The organism is Corynebacterium flavescens (assembly GCF_008693105.1).
Classification (GTDB): Bacteria; Actinomycetota; Actinomycetes; order Mycobacteriales; family Mycobacteriaceae; genus Corynebacterium; species Corynebacterium flavescens.
Window position 1 is genome coordinate 38301 of the sequence record NZ_VXKK01000026.1, and the last position, 17973, is coordinate 56273.

Sequence of the window (17973 nt, forward strand, 5' to 3'; positions counted from 1 at the left end):
AGTAGCGCGATAATGGTCAACATGACAGAGAAAGACTCTAAGAAGAGCTTTAATATCCGCCCTTTCAATACTGCGGATTATCCGCAGATGCAGAAGATCTATGAGCAAGGTCTGCGCTCGGGGCATGCCTCTTATGAGACTAATGCGCTGACTCTTGAGCAGTTCAGCAGCTCCAAGATCATGGCTTCGGTTTTCGTTGCCGTCGAGACCGATGATGACTCCAAGGTCTTGGGCTGGGTATCAGCGGCGCCGATTTCCTCGCGCTCGGTGTTTCACGGCGTAGTTGAGGATTCGATTTATATCGATTCTTCCGCCCAAGGTCGTGGCATTGCCGGGGCTTTGCTGGACAAGCTCATTGATACGTGCGAAGAGTTGCACAAGTGGGCCATTCACTCGTGGATTTTCCCCGAGAATGAAGGTTCGGCGGCCCTGCATAAGTCGCGCGGATTCGTGAAAGTGGGTACGTATTCTCACCTGGCGAAGATGACTTATGGTGATCTCGCCGGCTCCTGGCGCGATACGGACGTTTACGAGAAGCTGCTGCCTAAGCCGAAGAATATCTAAAGAGGAATACCTAGCGCAGCGAAAATTAAACCCCTGCTGCTTTCCGCACCATGGTTTCGGTGCCGTGGAAAGCAGCAGGGGTTTTGTCTATCCTGCACGTCCTCGCTTTTGTGCAGATAGAGGATTAGGAAATGGTCTCCTTGAGGTGCTCTTCGCGCAGCGGGATGAGCAGCAGCATGGCAATGATGGTCATCGGCACCATGAGGAAGAACACAGGGGTCAATCCATCGTTATAGGCGTTGAGAATGACCTCTTTAATCGGATCCGGCAACGTGGCGACGAGCGAAGGGGTGAGTGAAGAGGAACCGTCGGCGCCTGCGAACTTTTGTGCATACTCCGCGCCTTGTGTACCCATGGACTGCAAAGCAGCCGGCATGTTCTGGCCCAGCTGATCCTTCATATTGTGAATGAACAGCGAGCCGACCAGGGAAGCGCCTACTGCGGAGCCGATCTGACGGAAGAAGTTATTCGCGGCGGTAGCGGTACCGACCAAGGAGATGGGGAAGGAGTTCTGGACGATGAGAACCAAGACCTGGAGAACAAAGCCGAGTCCGATACCGAAGAAGAGAAGCTCGATTCCCAGCTGGGTAAGGCTGGCGTGCGCCGTTAGGCGAGACATCCAGACAAGTACCGCGCTGGTGACCGCGAGTCCGAAGATGGGGTAGTACTTGTAATGACCGGTGCGGGCGATCACGAAGCCCACGGTGGTGGAGGTGCCGATGAGGCCGATCATCATCGGAATCATCATGAGGCCGGCCTTGGTGGGGGTAAGGGTGTGAACCATCTGCAGGTAGGTCGGCATGTAGCCCAAGACGCCGAACATGGCCAGACCCAAGACCACGCCGGAGGCGGTGGCCAGTGCCATATTGCGGTTCTTGAACAGAGTGACCGGGATGAGCGGTTCCTTGGCCCGCGACTCCACGAAGGTGGTCACTACGGCGCCGATGGCGGCGATGACGGCCAAGGTAATGATGGTGGGAGATCCCCACGCGTATTCGGTTCCGCCCCAAGTGGTCATGAGGATGAGCGAGGTGGTAGTAATGGCGATAAGCACGGCGCCTGCCCAGTCGAAGGACTCTAGGCGCGACTTGCCTTTACGTAGGTGCAATACCTTGACACAGACCACCACGGCGAGAAGTCCGAGCGGAATGTTCATCCACAGGCCCCAGCGCCAACCAGGACCATCGGTGAACCAGCCACCCAAGACTGGTCCGAGGACGGAAGATAGGCCAAAGACTCCGCCCATGATTCCCATAAACTTGCCGCGCTCGCGGGATGAGGTGACCTCGGCGACGATGGCCTGGGAAGAAATCATCATGAATCCGGCGCCGAAGCCCTGGATTGCGCGGCCAATAATCAGCAGCGTCATCGTGTGAGCAAACCCGCCGATGGTGGAGCCGATGATGAATACTACGATGCCACCGATGTAGAGCCATTTGCGGCCGAGCATGTCACCGAGCTTGCCGGAGATGGGCATAGCAATGGTCATGGTGACCAAGAAAGCAGAGATGACCCAGCTCATGTGGTCGACGCCACCGAGCTCACCGACGATGGTCGGCAAAGCGGTGGAGAAGATCATCTGCCCAAGGGAGCTCATCAACATAGTGAGAATGAGCGCCGAGAAGATAACTCCAAGGTTGTCTGCTCGGCTTCGTCCTGCTGCTGGAGCAGGCGTGATCGCTGTGTCTACCATCAGGATCCTTTCCTAAAAGTGTTCATTAATTCAATTGCTTTATCAAAGCGCTCTTCGATGCTCATCGCTGAATCGAAGTCTGGGGAAGCCATAGCCAACCACAGCACTTCGCGCGCGATTCCTCCGATAATGAGAGCCTCGGTCTCTGCGGAACATTCTGAGAGGCGGCGTAGTTCCGGTTCGGCCTCCAGCCGTTGCCGGATGAGACGGGAGATTTCGACAGCCTTAGCCCGGTGTCTGCCCATCGCCGACAATGCGGCGGCTGGGTCTGAGGCAATCCTTTGCCTGCGCTCCGCGATGACATCGCTGGAGTAGTGACCCTGCAGGTGAGTCTTGAGGAGATCGAGCGTGAGTTTTAGCACGCTGTCAGTCGGAGTGTTGAGGAAGTAGTCGCGCCTGTCGGAGTCGACGAGAGTGCTCGAGGCGCCGAGTACAGCGGAGTCCTTCGAATCGAAATAGTTAAAAAATGTGCGGCGAGAAATCCCCGCATTCTCGCAGATTTCCTCGACCGTGACATCGCTAAAGCCCCTCTCATCTACCAGCTTGGTAGCGGAGTCCTCTATGCGCTGTCGCGTCTCGATTCTCTTCTGCTCGCGTAATGATAATTCTTCTTGCACGGGGTGCAATCTTATACCGAGTGTAAAGTTTTGCCAACCATGGCCGTGGTGATCTTTCTTTCCCGAGTCTGCCTTTGGGAAGCAATGTCACATTTCGGGCCCAAGCAAAAGAAATCAGACATGGGTTTATAGGCTCTTCCGGTCTTAGAGTGCGTGGTGGGAGTGGCGGGCAAAAAGCGAGTCCCTTGCCGGTATTTTCCGGGATCATCTCCACCGCACAGTCATAGTCCTGCTCATTGTTGGTTTCCCCACCGGGCCTGCCCGCTGGATCTTTATCGGCCGCATGAGCACGCGGGCTCGGCTGGGTTTGTTTTGGGGTGCGGGAAGTCGCCGTTAGGCGGTGTTGTCCTAACGGCTGGTGTGCGGGGGCTGCCAGATTATCTTCCCGCCGTCGCGGGTAAGGCGCCCGCGCCGCGGTGGCGCATTCGGATCATCGTCGTTGATGCCGTTGTGGTAGTTACACAAGGTCACCAGGTTGGCAACGTTAGTCTCCCCACCATGACTCCACGGCGTGAGATGGTGAAACTGCCCCCGCTCTGCCGGGGTGTTACAGCCTGGCCACGCGCAGGTGGGGTGTTCTGCTGCGAGCATTGTGCGTTGTTTGACCGAGGCGAAGCGGTCAAAGCGGTATAAGTCCACCGGCCCCTGCGCCCGGCTTATCACCGTAATAAGACCCTCGTTGGCACAAGCACGCTCTACAAGTTGCGCGCCGGTGACAACAGTCCCACTGGTGGTGCGTATCATCACATCATCGCCCTCGCGGCGTACAAGCTTCCCGTAGTCCTCCAACTGGAGGACTGCCATGGTCGTCACACGAGTACGTGTGGTGGCAGCGTCTGCCTTGCCGAGCATGCGGGCAATAAAACTTGCCCCTGGCCGCTTATGGTCAATAGTCCGGAAAGCATCTGCCATATCCAACCCATTGCCGGTCACTGTCAAGGTAGCCAGCCCATTGGGGTGCTGGCGCAGCAGTACACGCTCGCAATACTCGCGGGGGGCGCGCATCTCGCGCAGCCGGCGCCTGGCTACCGCATCAACCTGCTCGCTGGGCGTGGCGCATAGCTCTACGCGTAGGTTCCATGCGGCTCGTTGTTCTTTGACGCGGCGGGTAAAGGATTCGATGTGGTGCAGGGTGCTCAGAGTGTGCCCGTTGCGCCTGGCTGCATTAACGGCCGAGCGCTGCTTGCCGCTGTAGGGAGTAGTACCGAAGTAGATGGTGTGCAGGCCTATAAGCTCGGCGGCATCCTGTGTGCTGGCCCCTATCTTTTCAAGGTCCGGCGCAGATAGCCCCGAGCACTCAGCAACGAGGTCAACACCTCGACTAAGTTGTGCGAAATACTCCTGCAAGCCCATGACCGTCACGCTAAGGCCACACCCACCGGTGCGACAATCCCCAACCCGCACCACACAAGGAAACTGTGGACAACCCGCCCACGCCGGACGCAGTTATCCACAGGCACGCCACCTAGCCAGAATTAGGTAGTGCGGTAGCAAGGCCTTCCGGCCTATCCTGAATGATCGGGCTCGGTGCTGACCAACAAAACTAATTCACCCCAAAACCAAAAGAGCCGGTTTAGAGCAAAACGACGAGGCTCCCAGGGCATCGTGACCCTGGGAGCCTCGTGTTAAAGCGAAAGGAAACTAAAAGCAGCTAGGCGCTAGAAGTTGTCTCGGTCGCGGTTGGTCATGCTCAGCACGTTGAGCTTCTCATCGAGTTCTTCCTCGGTGAGGTTCTTGCCATCGACGAAGCCGAGATCGATGACGGCTTCGCGCACGGTGATCTTCTCGTGCAGCGCATGCTTGGCGGCCTTTGCGGCATTCTCATAGCCGATCTTCGAGTTGAGCGGCGTGACGATGGAGGTGGAGGATTCCGCGAACTTCTTCATCCGCTCCTCATTGGCCTCAATGCCATCGACGCACTTCTCGGCGAAGACACGCGAGACGTTGGCGAGCAGGCGAGCGGACTCTAGGACGTTGCGGGCCATGACGGGAATGAATACGTTGAGCTCGAAGTGGCCATTCGCGCCACCGAAAGCCACGGCGGCGTCGTTGCCGATGACCTGGGCCGAAACCATGGTCGCGGCCTCACAGATAACCGGGTTCACCTTGCCGGGCATGATGGAGGAGCCGGGCTGCAGATCCTTGAGGTGAATCTCCGAAAGGCCAGTTAGCGGGCCGGAGCCCATGAGGCGAATGTCGTTGGCGATCTTGTTGAGGGAGACGGCAATGGTGCGCATTGCGCCGGAGAACTCCACCAAGGCATCACGCGCAGCCTGAGCCTCGAAGTGATTCTCGGCTTCCTTCAGGTCCTCGAGGCCCGTGAGCTTCTTGAGCTCGGCGGTAACCTTGGCGCCGAAATCGGCGGAGGTATTAAGACCGGTGCCGGTGGCGGTGCCGCCAATGGCTAGCTCGCCTAGGCGTGGCAGCGTGGACTTGACCCTTTCGATGCCGAGCTCGATCTGGCGGGCGTAGCCGCCAAATTCCTGGCCGAGGGTGACCGGGGTGGCATCCATGAGGTGGGTGCGGCCAGACTTGACCACGTCCGCGTACTGCTTTGCCTTTGCCAGCAGGGAATCGTGCAATACCTTCAGGCCCGGAATGAGGTCATGGACGGCTGCCTCGGTGGCGGCCACGTGCGTGGCAGTAGGGAAGGTGTCATTAGAGGACTGTCCCATGTTTACGTGGTCATTCGGGTGGATCTCCACGCCGGCCTTGTGCGCGAGGGAGGCAATGACCTCGTTGGTGTTCATGTTCGAGGACGTGCCGGAGCCAGTTTGGAATACATCGATCGGAAAAGCATCATCGTGCTTGCCCTCAGCGATGGCGGTACCGGCAGTGATGATCGCATCAGCTTTCTCCGCGTCTAGGGCGCCGGAGTCCTTGTTGACCTGGGCACATGCGGCTTTGAGGAGGCCGAGCGCACGAATCTGGGTGGCCTCGAGGCCACGACCCGAAATGGGAAAGTTCTCCACCGCGCGTTGAGTCTGGGCGCGCCACAGGGCATCGGCCGGAACCTTGACCTCACCCATGGTGTCATGTTCGATACGGTACTCAGTCATGAAATCCACCTTTATTATCTGTTGCTCTTTAATAGGCTCTTAAAAAAACTAAAAGGAAAACTGTGGGGCGGATGAGCCCTACCTTTTAGTGAGCCGCGTCCCACCCACTGAATGACGGTGGTGAGGGACATAGCCCACTGAACATAGTACGGGGTTGCGCCCCGCGCTTGGCGACGACCCCTTCAACAGGGCCGGGCCAGACGCACCTTAAGCGTCTGCGTCAGCCGCGTTGGAGTAGTCCACGACGGAGTACTCCTGCAGCTTGGAGAGCTTGTGCTGGGAATCGATGTAGCGAATGGTGCCGGACTTAGAACGCATGACCAAAGAGCGCGTGGTTGCACCGTTGGAACGGTAAGACACCCCGCGCAGCATGTCGCCGTTGGTGACGCCAGTGGCAGCAAAGTAGCAGTTATTAGAGGAGACCAAGTCATTGGTACGAAGGACGCGATCGAGATCGTGACCAGCCTTGCGGGCCTTGTCAGCCTCTGCCTCGTCCCTGGGCCAGAGCTTGCCCTGGATTTCTCCGCCCATGCACTTCATGGCGCAGGCGGTGATGATGCCCTCGGGGGTTCCGCCGATACCCATCATCAGGTCGATGGAGTTGGTGGGCTGGCAGGCCGCGATGGCGCCGGCGACGTCACCGTCCATGATGAGGCGAACCTTGGCTCCGGCCTCACGAATTTCCGCGATGAGCTTATCGTGGCGGGGGCGATCAAGGACAACGACAGTGATGTCAGCGGGGCGGATGCCCTTGGCCTTAGAAACCGATTCGATGTTCCAAGCGACGGACTTGGTGATGTCGATGGAACCAACTGCATCGGGGCCTACGGCGATCTTCTCCATGTAGAACACGGTGGAGGGGTCATACATGGTCCCTCGCTCTGCAGCGGCAATGACGGAAATGGCGTTGGGGCGGCCCTCGGCCATAAGCCGCGTGCCGTCGACCGGATCGACCGCGATGTCCATGGCAGCGCCTTCACCGTTGCCGACATGCTCGCCATTGAAGAGCATCGGGGCCTCGTCCTTTTCCCCCTCGCCGATGACTACAACGCCATTCATCGACACGGAATTGATGAGCTTTCGCATGGCATCAACCGCCGCGCCGTCACCCTCATTCTTCATGCCACGGCCGACCCACCGGCCGGAAGCGAGTGCCGCCGCCTCGGTGACGCGCACGAGCTCCATCGCAAGATTGCGGTCGGGCGTTTGAGAAGTGTTTTCGGACATGTGTTAATGCTGCCTTCCGTGTTAAAGAGTAAAGCTAAATCATTGCTTGAGTGATGCTTGCCGAGGGGGTTCCAAGGGGCACCTACCTATTCTTGCACTTTTTGCTTATAAGTAAGCCTTGTTTGCAACCCCAAAAGTGGGAGGGAGCTATTGTGCACGGGCTTCGGCAGACAGAAGCACTGGTCGCGGTGACGGCTGCGGGGGCAATGCAAGCGAAGTTGAGTCTAGGAGAGTGAAGTTATCTAAAGCCTGCGCAGGCGTGCGATACTGGTGCGCGTGGCAGCTGAAGAAAAACCAAAAATTTTTGAAGGCGCCAAGGACATCACTTTGTCCTTGGGCGTTACCGTGATCGCCATGTTGGCGGTGGTCGGCGCAACCGGCCTGTGCACGATCAACCCCGAGTCCAGCCAGCAGGCAGTCCAGGAAGTAGATGCACAGACTTTCTTGGAGATGGAGGCCAGAGTGGGAGATACCGCAGTTCGCAGTCCCCAGATGCCCCAGGGCTGGAAGCCTAATGCCGCCCGCCGCGCATCCGTCGCCGGCACAAACGCCCCTAGGGTCAGCTGGGTGACGGATTCTCAAGGCTATGTTGAGTCGACCCAGACCTCCCTGAGCGCCGCTGATGCCATCAAGGGCTATGACTCGAAGTACCGCCCGGATACCACCATGCGTCAAGTAGACGGCGTGGACGTAGAGGTTGCCAGCTCCGAGGATAAGGACGTGCGCCGGCTATGGGTGGTCGATCTTGGTGACGAGCGCGTTATCATCTCCGGCGCCGCGGACGACGGCGACTTCGAGACAGCCGTGCGCGCTTTCCTTCGCGCCCAGCCCCTGCCTAACTCCAGCGCTGCCTAAAGAGCCGAGAACTCAATTTCCTCTAGGCCCTCGGCGCCGCGCACGGTGACGCCTTCTCCTGCCGCAGCGATGGCCTGTGCGAGTGAATTCTGGTCGAGGCCGTTGAGGCGAGTCCGATTGAGGTAGACCTCGACCTTCTCGTGCTTGGATAGGCTAGGGCGCAGAATCACCGCCTTCAAGGAATCCGCTTTAAAACGCAGTAGCAGCGAGCCGGAATAGTAGCTTAATTCCTCTCCTGCCACTTCGTGGGCTGGGCCGAAAAACTCCTCTGCCAGGGTGCGGGAATCACCGAAGCACAAGGAACCAGCAGAACCGGACTTGGATACGAAATCTACTCGGTCACCGGGATAAGCAAAGATCTGCATTAGCTTTCTTCCTCCTCGCTCGAGCCCGCAACTGCGGCTGACTGGGTATCCGCATCACCGTGCGCAGCAAGAGCCTCCTCAACGCGCCGAGACGCGCCATCGAGGTGCGCCTCGCAGGCCTTTGCAAGAGCCTCTCCGCGCTCCCAATAGCGCAGGGACTCATCCAGTCCCATCTGGCCGAGCTCGAGAATCTTCACTGTTTCGATGAGCTCGTCGCGCGCCTGCTCATAGCTGAGTTGCTCCACAGGGGGGAAAGCATCCTCCCTTAATTCTCCGGTGCCGAAAGCATCATTAGCCATACTTTTCTCCTTTTAATCTTCAAGTAACTGTGTTGTGAGGCGGTGCCGTGAATCCGTGCTAATCGGCTGGCTGGGCTGCCATCGCCGCTGCGGTAATCGAGCCATCTCCCACCCGAATTCGCAACTGGGAACCCGGTGGAGATTGGCGGTAAGAGTTAACAACCTCTGGGCCGGAACCGTCGCGCGGAATCACTTGCACGACGGCGTAGCCACGCTCGAGGGTGGCGGCCGGACCCAGTGCCGAGACCTGGGCACGCAGCGCAGACACGCGGGAGGTTTCGCGCTCGAGGCGGAAGGATATGTCACGCCGGGCCAGGGCGAGCGCACGCCGCACCTCCTCGCGCTGGGCCCGAATAGGAACGAGCGGATCCGCCAATACCGGGCGTGATCGCACGGTAGCCAGGCTGCGGCGCTCGCGTTCAACCCAGCCCCGCAGCGCCGCTGCCATGCGTGAGCGTGCCTCAGTGATGAGGGCATACTCCTCGCTGGCCGCAGGCACCACGCGCTTGGCGGCGTCCGTGGGAGTGGCCGCACGCAAGTCCGCCACGTTATCGAGTACGGGGGAGTCGGGTTCATGGCCGATGGCGGAGACCACCGGCGTGCGCGCAGCCGCCACCGCGCGCTGCAGAGCTTCCTCGGAGAAAGGCAAGAGATCTTCCACCGAACCACCGCCGCGCGCGATGATAATGACATCCACCTCGGGATCGGCATCCAAGGTGCGCAGAGCATCAATGACTTGCGGGACCGCGTTGGCTCCCTGCACCGCCGTGTTGATGACGCGAAACTGCACGGCCGGCCAGCGGTCAGCAGCCACGCTAAGAACGTCACGTTCGGCGGCAGAGCCGCGCCCGGTGATAAGGCCAATGCGCTGTGGAAGGTAGGGGAGTGGCAGCTTGTGAGAAGGCTCGAAAAGGCCCTCGGCGGCAAGCGTCCGGCGCAGTTTTTCTATGCGGGCCAAGAGATCCCCAATGCCGACATGGCGAATCTCAGTGGTCCACAGCGAGAAAGAAGCGCGCCCAGCGTAGAACGCGGGCTTGCCATGAACCACAACTCGGTCGCCGTCCTTCAACGGCGCGTCGAGCCCGCGAATGAGATCGGTGGGGCAGGTCAGCTGCACCGATTTTTCCTGCTCGACATCACGCAAGGTGAGATAAGACAGCTTCCACGAAGGCTTGACGTTTACTTGCGTGAGCTGCCCCTCGACCCACAGATACCCCAGGCGTTCAATCCAACCCTTGACCTGCTCGTTGACCTTGCCTACAGGCCATGGGGTCTCCGGTGTTGATGCCGGTTGGTTCACAAGCTGCGACCTTTCTGGGCGGAGTTCTACTTACCTTGCACAGTCTATTGATCCCCAGGCCCCCGCGTCGCGCTGGGGTGGCCAGGATGGTGGGGATGGCACTCTTTGTGTACGTGGCTACTGTTTTTTGGAACGTTTAGTTACTCTGGGGTCTATGACTGATGTAGGCAAGAATGTTCTTCTCGCGGCGCCGCGCGGTTATTGCGCTGGTGTCGATCGCGCCGTGGAAACGGTGGAGAAGGCACTAGAAAAGTACGGCGCACCCATTTACGTGCGCAAGCAGATCGTGCACAATCGCTACGTCGTAGAATCCCTGGCGCAGCGCGGCGTCATCTTTGTCGAGGAAGCATCGGAGGCGCCTGAGGGCGCGCACTTGGTTTTCTCGGCACATGGCATCTCGCCCGCCGTGCGGGACGAGGCCCAAGATCGGCGCCAGCTCACCCTCGATGCCACCTGCCCGCTGGTGACCAAGGTGCACCGCGAGGTGCAGCGCTTCCACCGCGACGGATTCCACATTCTCTTGGTCGGCCACGAGGGTCACGAAGAGGTAGAAGGAACCGCCGGGGAGGCCCCCGAGGTAACACACTTAGTGGATGGGGTAGAGGGCGTCGCCAAGCTGCCTGCTTGGCTCGAGGACGAAAAGCTGGTGTGGCTCTCGCAGACCACCTTGTCCGTGGATGAGACCATCACCATTGTCAACGAGCTGCGCAAGCGCTTTCCACATCTGCAGAATCCGCCTTCGGATGATATTTGCTATGCCACCCAAAACCGGCAGGAATCCGTCAAGGCTATTGCTCCCAAGTGCGATCTGATGATTGTGGTGGGATCGCAGAATTCCTCCAACTCGAAGCGTTTGGTCGAAGTAGCACTCGAGGCAGGCTCGAAGACCTCCTACCTCATTGACTTCGCCTCCGAAATTGATGAGTCCTGGCTCGAGGGAGTGCGCACAGTTGGCGTAACCTGCGGTGCTTCGGTTCCGGAATTGCTGGTGCGTGAGGTACTCGAGTACTTGGACGAGCGCGGGTATAGCGATGTAGAACAGGTTACTACCACCACGGAGACCATTCAGTTCTCCCTGCCGCGGGACCTTCGCCCCGCGCGTACCTAGGTTCTATTCCTTTTCAAGGCGGTCCCATGTGGGGCCGCCTTCTTCGTTGTGCTCTTGTAGGCGATGGCTGGGTCGCGGGGGCGGAGGGTTATCGCCCGCCCTGCGGTGGGGATCCGGTTGCGGCGGCGCTTGGCGAAGTCTGTTCTCCCTCTCCGCTGCCTGTTCCCGGCGGCGCTGCTCTCTATCCTTGCCCCACTGGCGGGAGCTCGGCCGTGGAGCAGTGGTGGTTCGAGTGGCCTGTTTGGCGGCCTCGTTGCGCGCGAGGATCTCTGCGACCGACAGGCGCTCGGACTTGGCCTTGCGGTCTGCCTCGGCGGCGGCCCGCCTTGTGCGGCGGGCCTGCTCATTGTGGCTGCGTAGACGTGCCCGATCGCGCCATAGACGCAGGAGTGCAATGATCAATGCTCCGCCGGTTCCCAAGGCGAGCGCCGGGAAGTTCTCGACAAGGGGGAAGGCCGAGGTCAACAGTATGGTCTTGGAGAAGGGGCTGGCCCCTTCCGGCGCCGCGCCGCGCGCGATGAGCCATCCGGTCGCCAGGACACTCGCGAAGAAGAACAGCGGCAGAGAGGAGACCAAGATAAAAAGGCCTGGTTTCTCAATAAATAGCGAAAGCGCGATGGCTGCCACGACGAAGCAGAGGAGGAAAGGCCACGCGATGGCCCCGCTCATCATGCTCAGCAACAAGCCTGTGACCATAGCAGCAGTCAAGATAAGAAGCCCCATAGCCGTGTTAAGTTCGGGCGCTGGGGCGCTTTGACTCCGCTGGGCTCGGTGGTTGCTCTTTTTAGCTACTGACACGTGGGAGAATCCTACATGCTCCGGTGACCTTTTCGTTACTCATTTCTCTCGTGGTAGGCAAAATCGTGGCCTGTGTCTCAGACTATTCGGCACCGGGGTGGCTGTGGCGCGGCCAGGTTTCTACCGGATAGGGCTGGGGTGGAAGTCTGTCGCTGCGTGCGGGGATCTCCAGCTCGTTGAGTTTGCGGGCCGTGACCGCTACGCGGGAGTCGAGTGAGCTCAACGTGGCGTTGTAGGCCTCGACGGCCTTCTCGAGGTTTCTCCCCACCCGCGAATAGTGCTCAGTAACGGTATTGAGGCGCGAATAGAGCTCTCTGCCCAGCCTGAGGACCTCCCGCGCCTTGTCAGAGACATCTTCCTGACGCCATCCCAACGCCACCGTCCTCAGCAGGCCGAAGAGCGAAGACGGGGTGGCGATGACGACGTTCTTCTCAAAACCAAACTCGATGAGCTCTGGGTCCTCAGATAATGCCGCGTCGAGGAAAGGATCCGCAGGCACGAAAAGAACAACGAACTCCGGAGTGGGGGAGAAAGCCTCGATATAGTCCTTTTGGGAAAGCGCCTTGACGTGATTTCGCAGTAAATGGGCGTGATGACGCAGATAGGCGCGATGCTCCTCCGGATCCTCGGTCTCGAGCGCATCGAGATAAGAGCTGAAGGGAGCCTTTGCGTCGACCACGATCCTGCGGCCTCCTGCGAGGTTGATGATCATGTCTGGGCGGACCACAGTCCCTGCGACGTGCGCGCTGACCTGGGTGTCAAAGTCCACATGCTTGTTCATGCCTCCCAGTTCCACGACCCTCTGGAGCTGCACTTCACCCCAGCGACCGCGCACATTGGGTGAGCGCAGTGCGCTGACCAACTTATCGGTGCGATCGGTCAGGCGCGTGGAGGTACGCGTAACCGCCTGCACCTGGCTGGTGAGTGAGGCGAAAGTGGTAGCGCGATCCTCCTCAATTTCCTGCAGCTGGTAGCCCAGCCTGTCCATGGCCTTCTCAAGAGGCTGCAACTCCGCCTGCCGACGCTGCGACTCTTGAAGAGCCTTGTGGCTCTCATTGGGTTGGGCTCGCGTGGTGGCATAGGCGTGGGCGAGCCACCCCAGCACCGCTCCGAGCACCAGTCCGAGGAAGAGCAATAACACGGGCAGAGAAGACGTCATAGCCTCCAGTATCCTCGCGCCACGGACATATGACCTTTAACGGCGAAAGCGCGGATGCAACAAGTGTTCGAAAGACTCTACCGCACGCTTGATGTTGGCCCGCACGGCTGGGCGCTCGTTGTCGCTACCATCGGTGGCTCGCGCCACAGCATCGTCGAGAGAGGGGCTGTCTGCTCCCTGCGCGGCGACGTCATCCGGCGCTCCAGAAGGCGCCGCGTAGTCGGGGATCTTGAGCCACTCTTCGCGCCTATGCAGCCCCTGCTCTTCCGTGTAACGGCCGATGAGGAATCCCGCGACTGTTGCAAAGTGTAGATCTCCGGCCTTCTTCTCTCCGGACTGCAGCATCATCATGTCCTGGAAGTAGCGATAGGCCACCGCTATCATCGCGGCGGTGGGCACGGCGAGGAATGCTCCGATGAGATCGAAAAGCGCCGAGCCGACAGTCACTGAAATGAGCACGATGACCGGGTGCAGGTTCATCGCCTTCGATTGCAGCCACGGGGAGAGCACGTTGCCCTCGAGCTGCTGCACCAGCAGGACGAGGCCAAGTACCAACAGCGCCTCGGTCACGCCGAGAGAAACCAAGGCGATGACAACTGAAAGCGTGCCGGCCAAAATCGCTCCGACAAAGGGAATGAAGCCGGCGATGAAAGTAATGATCGCTAGTGCCATGGCCAGGGGGACGCCGATGAGGGCGAGGCCGATGCCGATAAAAACGGCGTCGACAAGCGATACTAGTGCCTGAGCACGGACGAATCCGCCGAGTGTGTTCCACCCGCGAGTCAACAGCTCGGTCAGGTGCCAGCCGGTGCGACGGCCCGTGGCTTTACGCAGCCACGGGAGGAAATGGTGCCCATCCTTGAGGAAGAAGAAGGTCAAGACCAGCACGATGAACAAGGTCACCAGGATCGAGGTGACTGTGCCGATGCCAGTGAAGACGGAGCCCGCGATGGCGCCCGCGCGTTGTTGCAACCACGACGCCGCCTCGTCGATGTAGCGGCCCATGTCATTGCTGTCGAGGTTCAGCGGTGGCCCCTGTGCCCACAGCTGGAGGCGCTGGATGCCCTCAACCGTCTGCAAATAGAGGGTCTGGGACTGCCGGGCGAAGTCAGGCGCGATGAAGGTGACGAGCACCCCAACGGCGGTGAAGGAGAAAAGTATCGTTACGACCGCCGCAGCCGCAGCAGGGAAGTGATGGTTGCGCAGGAAGCGAGCCATGGGCGAGAGCACCGTGCAGATGATGAGTGCCAAGAGTACGGGGAGGATACCGCCCCAGAGGTTGCCCGCCATCTTATAAATTGCGAAGAGGAAGACGGTGATGATGAGTAGGCGCACGGCCCACAGCGACGAGGCCTTGATGACCTCGCCGACAACCACCGAACGATCGACCTGGTTTCCGGGTGGGTGGGGAGATACCTCGTCGAGGGAGCTGGTGTCTATCGACTCATCGAACTTCTCCCCAAGCGCGGCTTCGGGCCCTTCCGCAGGAGATGGCTTATCAGAACTCACCCCACCATCTTGCCTCATAAAAGGGCCGGTGCGTTAGGATTGGCTCCGTGAGTCTTACACTTGGAATCGTCGGTCTGCCTAACGTAGGCAAGTCCACGCTGTTTAATGCCCTGACCCGTTCTGATATTTTGGCGGCGAACTACCCCTTCGCCACCATCGAGCCCAATGTCGGACTCGTGGAGCTGCCGGATGCCCGCCTCAAGCGCTTGGCGGAAATCTTCGGCTCCGAGCGGATCCTGCCGGCTACCGTGTCTTTCGTTGACATCGCCGGCATCGTCGAGGGCGCTTCCAAGGGCGAAGGCATGGGAAATGCCTTCTTGGCCAATATCCGCGAGGCAGATGCTATCTGTCAGGTCGTGCGCGCGTTCTCTGATGATAACGTCATCCACGTTGACGGCAAGGTCGACCCCAGCCACGACATCTCGGTGATTAATACCGAACTCATCTTGGCTGATCTACAGACCATTGAGAAAGCACTGCCGCGCCTCGAGAAGGAAGCCAAGAAGCACAAGGAGCTGGCAGAGAACGTCGCTGCCACCCAGCAGGCGCAGGCAATCCTCGAGGATGATCGCACGCTCTTCGCGGCCTCTGAGAATGGCGAGATTAACCTTTCCTTGCTCCGGGACCTGCACCTGATGACCGCTAAGCCTTTCTTGTATGTGTTTAACTCCGACGAGGCGGTCCTCACGGATGATGCGAAGAAGGCTGAGCTAAGCACGCTCGTTGCGCCGGCCCAAGCCGTATTCCTCGACGCACAGTCCGAGACGGAACTGCTCGAGCTCGATGAGGCAGAAGCGCTCGAGCTGCTCGAAGCTGTGGGCCAGGACGAGCCCGGGCTTGCCACGCTCGCCAAGGCAGGTTTTGCCACCCTCGGCCTGCAGACTTACCTCACCGCTGGCCCGAAGGAGTCCCGCGCGTGGACCATCAAGCAGGGCTCGGCCGCGCCGCAGGCCGCGGGAGTCATCCACACGGACTTCGAGAAGAAGTTCATCAAGGCAGAAATCGTTTCCTTCGCAGACCTTGATGCCGCAGGCTCCATGGCCGAGGCCCGCTCGGAGGGAAAGGTCCGCCAAGAAGGCAAGGAATACATCATGCAGGACGGCGACGTCTGCGACTTCAAGATCGGCGGCTAAGCGCACCGCTGCTTGCAACCACGCCTGTCCCTTCGCGTACACACAGCGAGGTTTTGCTGCGCGCTTTTACCGCGAGTGTGCCCGCGAAGGGACAGCAGGGCAGCAACATGGCTACATCGAGGCAGCAACACGGCCACAGCAGGATAAGATACAGACCAACAGAGCACTTGAAGCAGGTAGGTAACCCTTGCTAGAGTGGTAGCTCTGAAGGGGAGTAGCTCGTCCGCGCAGCGGATGGATGGTCGACATACTGGTGCTTCGCACCCGGCCACCCTGCCGCAGGATAATCCTGAGGTGAGCGAGACCTTCGGTCCGTAGAAACTACGTCGGCCGAGCTCCTTTTGAGATAGCGGCTGACGCCGACTGTCCGAAGGTGCACCATGTCTATCCCCTCTGAACAGCTCATCCTTGAGCGTTTCATGAAACTATCGATTGCCGCTGCTGTGGCAACGATCGGCCTTAAGTCTCTAGCCGCTTATCTCACAGGATCGGTCGGTTTCCTCTCCGATGCGCTGGAATCCGGCGTCAATCTCGTCGCCGCCGTCGTGGGATTTATCGCGCTGCGCATTGCTGCGAAGCCCGCTGACGATAACCACCAATTCGGCCACGGAAAGGCGGAGTATGTCTCCGCGCTCGTGGAGGGTGCGATGGTTTTCGTCGCAGCGGCGCTCATTATTTACACGGCGGCGGAGCGCCTGCTTGACCCGCGCCCCCTCGACCAGCCCGGTGTCGGCCTCGCGCTTTCTTTATTGGCTTCTGCGCTTAATCTAGTGGTCGGCCTGGCTCTATTGCGCTATGGAAAGCAGTATCGATCCGCTACTTTGTCGGCGGATGGACATCATCTCTTGACTGATGTGTGGACCTCCGTTGGGGTTTTGGTCGGAATAGTTGCCGTGGCGCTCACAGATTGGCTGTGGTTGGATCCCCTCATCGCCTTCGCTGTTGGTATCAACATCTTGTGGACGGGCTACCGCTTGCTACAAAGCTCGCTGCGCAGCCTGCTCTCGGAGGCCCTTCCCAAAGAGGAAACCGATGCGATCGATGCTCTCTTGTCCGAAGAAGAAGATAAGCACGGGGTGTCCTTCACTTCCCGTCGGACTATCGCTTCCGGTCGCCAGCGGTTGGTCTATCTCACCATGGAAGTGCCGGGGCAATGGAGCGTGCTGTCCTCGCATGGAGTTGCTGATGAGGTTGAAGAGGCCGTCGACAAGCTCTTTCCGGGGGCGGAGGTATTCATCCACGTTGAGCCTGCTGGGGTTCGCCACCGGCGGATCATGCGGATGTTTTAGGTACCGCGCAGGCTGGCTACGGCGACGCCTCCTTGCATCACCCACGGCCAGCTCAGCCCGTTCGGGGTGAGGATGTCTCCGCGCAGGTGTGGCGGGAGGACAAGATCTTTGTTGGCATAGCCGAGCAGATACTCATCGAAGGCCGGCAGCCCCAATCGCAGTTCGAGCGCGTGCTGAATATCTTCGGCGCTCACATCATGGTGCCAGTGAGGCATCCACATGAGCTGTCCGGCGGCTTCAACCTGCACGGCGTCGATGCTAGCGAAGGCCTTCAAAGCCTGGGACTTCGACAGCGCCGACCAAGCCATGAGATCGGCGACCCCGACCGGGCCATGTCCCGCGACGTAGCGCGCGGCGAGCTCGGCGAAGGGATCCGAGGGCTCGAACTGTTCGACGCCTAGCGCGTCAACCCTAAGAAAAATCTCTTGTGCTCCGCGCCGTGGCCCCTGCACCACCTCCCCCTCGCCGCCAAAAGCGCGCAGCAGGTGCGATCCGCGGCTGTCGCCGGGGTCTATTCCGGCGGCGGAGAATACCTCGTAGATTTCTTTCCTCGTTAGGGGGGACGAGACGGCTTCGAGTAGCGCCTGCCTAGCCCGCGTCACCATCTCCTCGCTGAGCCCGAGGGCGGCTCGTCGCCCACGCTGGGAATTAGCCACGCGGGGATAGAGCAGCTTCGACATCCAACGCACGTCGGCGGCGTGGAGGAAATGCAAGGTCCCGCGCTGCGGCCAGGAGCGCACGAGCTCGAGAGTGCGAACCTCGTCGGTTATAGCGGCGTCGTCTAAGCCGCAGCGAAGGCCCAGGGCTCTGATGCCGGCAGGGTAGTTCTGCGCCTGGAGCGCGAGGAGCCGTGCTGCGACGTCTCTTCCGTTGCGCATCCCCTCGCGTGCAGGGGTTGGCGCGAGGCCTTGGGAGATAAGGCGCCGGGCGAGCAGTTCAGAGGTGTCCATGCTTCAAGAGTCTAAACCTCCGCCGACGGCGAATTCCTTTTAGAATGG

The 17973-nt window shown here is 59.8% G+C and carries 17 protein-coding genes; 5 read left to right on the top strand and 12 right to left on the bottom strand.

Annotated features, from left to right (window positions below; genetic code table 11):
* Positions 1-21: 21 nt before the first annotated feature.
* Entirely contained in the window at positions 22-564 is a 543-nt protein-coding gene (locus F4V60_RS04515; RefSeq protein WP_232315982.1) for a GNAT family N-acetyltransferase, read from the top strand.
* 124 nt (positions 565-688) lie between these two features.
* Here F4V60_RS04515 and F4V60_RS04520 read toward each other — a convergent pair whose 3' ends face one another.
* From F4V60_RS04520 to glpX, 5 genes are all read right to left on the bottom strand, one after another.
* A complete protein-coding gene (locus tag F4V60_RS04520; protein WP_075729528.1) occupies positions 689-2257 on the bottom strand; it encodes an MDR family MFS transporter in 1569 nt (522 codons plus the stop codon).
* Positions 2257-2874, bottom strand: coding sequence for a TetR family transcriptional regulator (locus tag F4V60_RS04525; RefSeq protein ID WP_075729529.1), 618 nt, complete (start codon positions 2872-2874; stop codon positions 2257-2259). Before F4V60_RS04525 ends, F4V60_RS04520 begins: the two co-directional genes overlap by 1 nt.
* Positions 2875-3222: 348 nt before the next feature.
* Positions 3223-4227: an HNH endonuclease signature motif containing protein gene (locus tag F4V60_RS04530; RefSeq protein ID WP_075731070.1), complete on the bottom strand. Its 1005-nt coding sequence runs from the start codon at positions 4225-4227 to the stop codon at positions 3223-3225.
* Positions 4228-4532: 305 nt separating this feature from the next.
* Positions 4533-5933 carry a class II fumarate hydratase gene (locus tag F4V60_RS04535; protein ID WP_075729530.1) on the bottom strand — a complete coding sequence of 467 codons (1401 nt, stop codon included), beginning with the start codon at positions 5931-5933 and terminating at the stop codon, positions 4533-4535.
* Between the two features lie 207 nt (positions 5934-6140).
* Positions 6141-7160, bottom strand: a complete 1020-nt coding sequence (gene glpX / locus F4V60_RS04540; protein ID WP_075729531.1) for a class II fructose-bisphosphatase — start codon at positions 7158-7160, stop codon at positions 6141-6143.
* A 276-nt stretch (positions 7161-7436) separates the two neighbouring features.
* On the opposite strand from glpX, the gene F4V60_RS04545 reads away from it, so the two are divergent.
* Positions 7437-8015, top strand: a complete 579-nt coding sequence (locus F4V60_RS04545; RefSeq protein ID WP_075731072.1) for a DUF4245 domain-containing protein — start codon at positions 7437-7439, stop codon at positions 8013-8015.
* Here the strand turns inward: F4V60_RS04545 and F4V60_RS04550 are convergent.
* From F4V60_RS04550 to xseA, 3 genes are read right to left on the bottom strand one after another with little or no spacing between them, the layout of a single operon-like run.
* Positions 8012-8380 (bottom strand): hypothetical protein, encoded by a 369-nt coding sequence (locus F4V60_RS04550; RefSeq protein ID WP_075729533.1) that lies wholly within the window; start codon positions 8378-8380, stop codon positions 8012-8014. The genes F4V60_RS04545 and F4V60_RS04550 overlap by 4 nt on opposite strands.
* The gene (locus F4V60_RS04555; RefSeq protein ID WP_075729534.1) at positions 8380-8679 is read right to left on the bottom strand and encodes an exodeoxyribonuclease VII small subunit; all 300 of its coding nucleotides are present in this window, start codon (positions 8677-8679) and stop codon (positions 8380-8382) included. The genes F4V60_RS04550 and F4V60_RS04555 overlap by 1 nt, the downstream gene beginning before the upstream one ends.
* 58 nt (positions 8680-8737) lie before the next feature.
* The gene (gene xseA / locus F4V60_RS04560; RefSeq protein ID WP_075729535.1) at positions 8738-9979 is read right to left on the bottom strand and encodes an exodeoxyribonuclease VII large subunit; all 1242 of its coding nucleotides are present in this window, start codon (positions 9977-9979) and stop codon (positions 8738-8740) included.
* 154 nt (positions 9980-10133) lie between these two features.
* On the opposite strand from xseA, the gene F4V60_RS04565 reads away from it, so the two are divergent.
* On the top strand, positions 10134-11087 hold the full coding sequence (locus F4V60_RS04565; RefSeq protein WP_075729536.1) for a 4-hydroxy-3-methylbut-2-enyl diphosphate reductase: 954 nt from the start codon (positions 10134-10136) through the stop codon (positions 11085-11087).
* 3 nt (positions 11088-11090) lie between these two features.
* On the opposite strand, the gene F4V60_RS04570 is transcribed toward F4V60_RS04565, so the two are convergent.
* The 3 genes from F4V60_RS04570 to F4V60_RS04580 form a co-directional block, all read right to left on the bottom strand.
* A complete protein-coding gene (locus F4V60_RS04570) occupies positions 11091-11885 on the bottom strand; it encodes a DUF6542 domain-containing protein (protein ID WP_141255837.1) in 795 nt (264 codons plus the stop codon).
* 82 nt (positions 11886-11967) lie between these two features.
* The gene (locus F4V60_RS04575) at positions 11968-13044 is read right to left on the bottom strand and encodes a DNA recombination protein RmuC (RefSeq protein WP_075729538.1); all 1077 of its coding nucleotides are present in this window, start codon (positions 13042-13044) and stop codon (positions 11968-11970) included.
* A gap of 36 nt (positions 13045-13080) precedes the next feature.
* The gene (locus tag F4V60_RS04580) at positions 13081-14571 is read right to left on the bottom strand and encodes an AI-2E family transporter (RefSeq protein ID WP_141255835.1); all 1491 of its coding nucleotides are present in this window, start codon (positions 14569-14571) and stop codon (positions 13081-13083) included.
* A 29-nt stretch (positions 14572-14600) separates the two neighbouring features.
* Between F4V60_RS04580 and ychF the strand changes: the two genes are divergently transcribed.
* Together ychF and F4V60_RS04590 are read left to right on the top strand one after the other, a co-directional pair.
* On the top strand, positions 14601-15686 hold the full coding sequence (gene ychF / locus F4V60_RS04585; RefSeq protein WP_075729540.1) for a redox-regulated ATPase YchF: 1086 nt from the start codon (positions 14601-14603) through the stop codon (positions 15684-15686).
* 380 nt (positions 15687-16066) lie between these two features.
* Positions 16067-16975: a cation diffusion facilitator family transporter gene (locus F4V60_RS04590; RefSeq protein ID WP_075729541.1), complete on the top strand. Its 909-nt coding sequence runs from the start codon at positions 16067-16069 to the stop codon at positions 16973-16975.
* On the opposite strand, the gene F4V60_RS04595 is transcribed toward F4V60_RS04590, so the two are convergent.
* Entirely contained in the window at positions 16972-17925 is a 954-nt protein-coding gene (locus F4V60_RS04595; protein ID WP_075729542.1) for a DNA glycosylase AlkZ-like family protein, read from the bottom strand. The two genes, F4V60_RS04590 and F4V60_RS04595, sit on opposite strands and share 4 nt — an antisense overlap.
* Between the last annotated feature and the right edge of the window lie 48 nt (positions 17926-17973).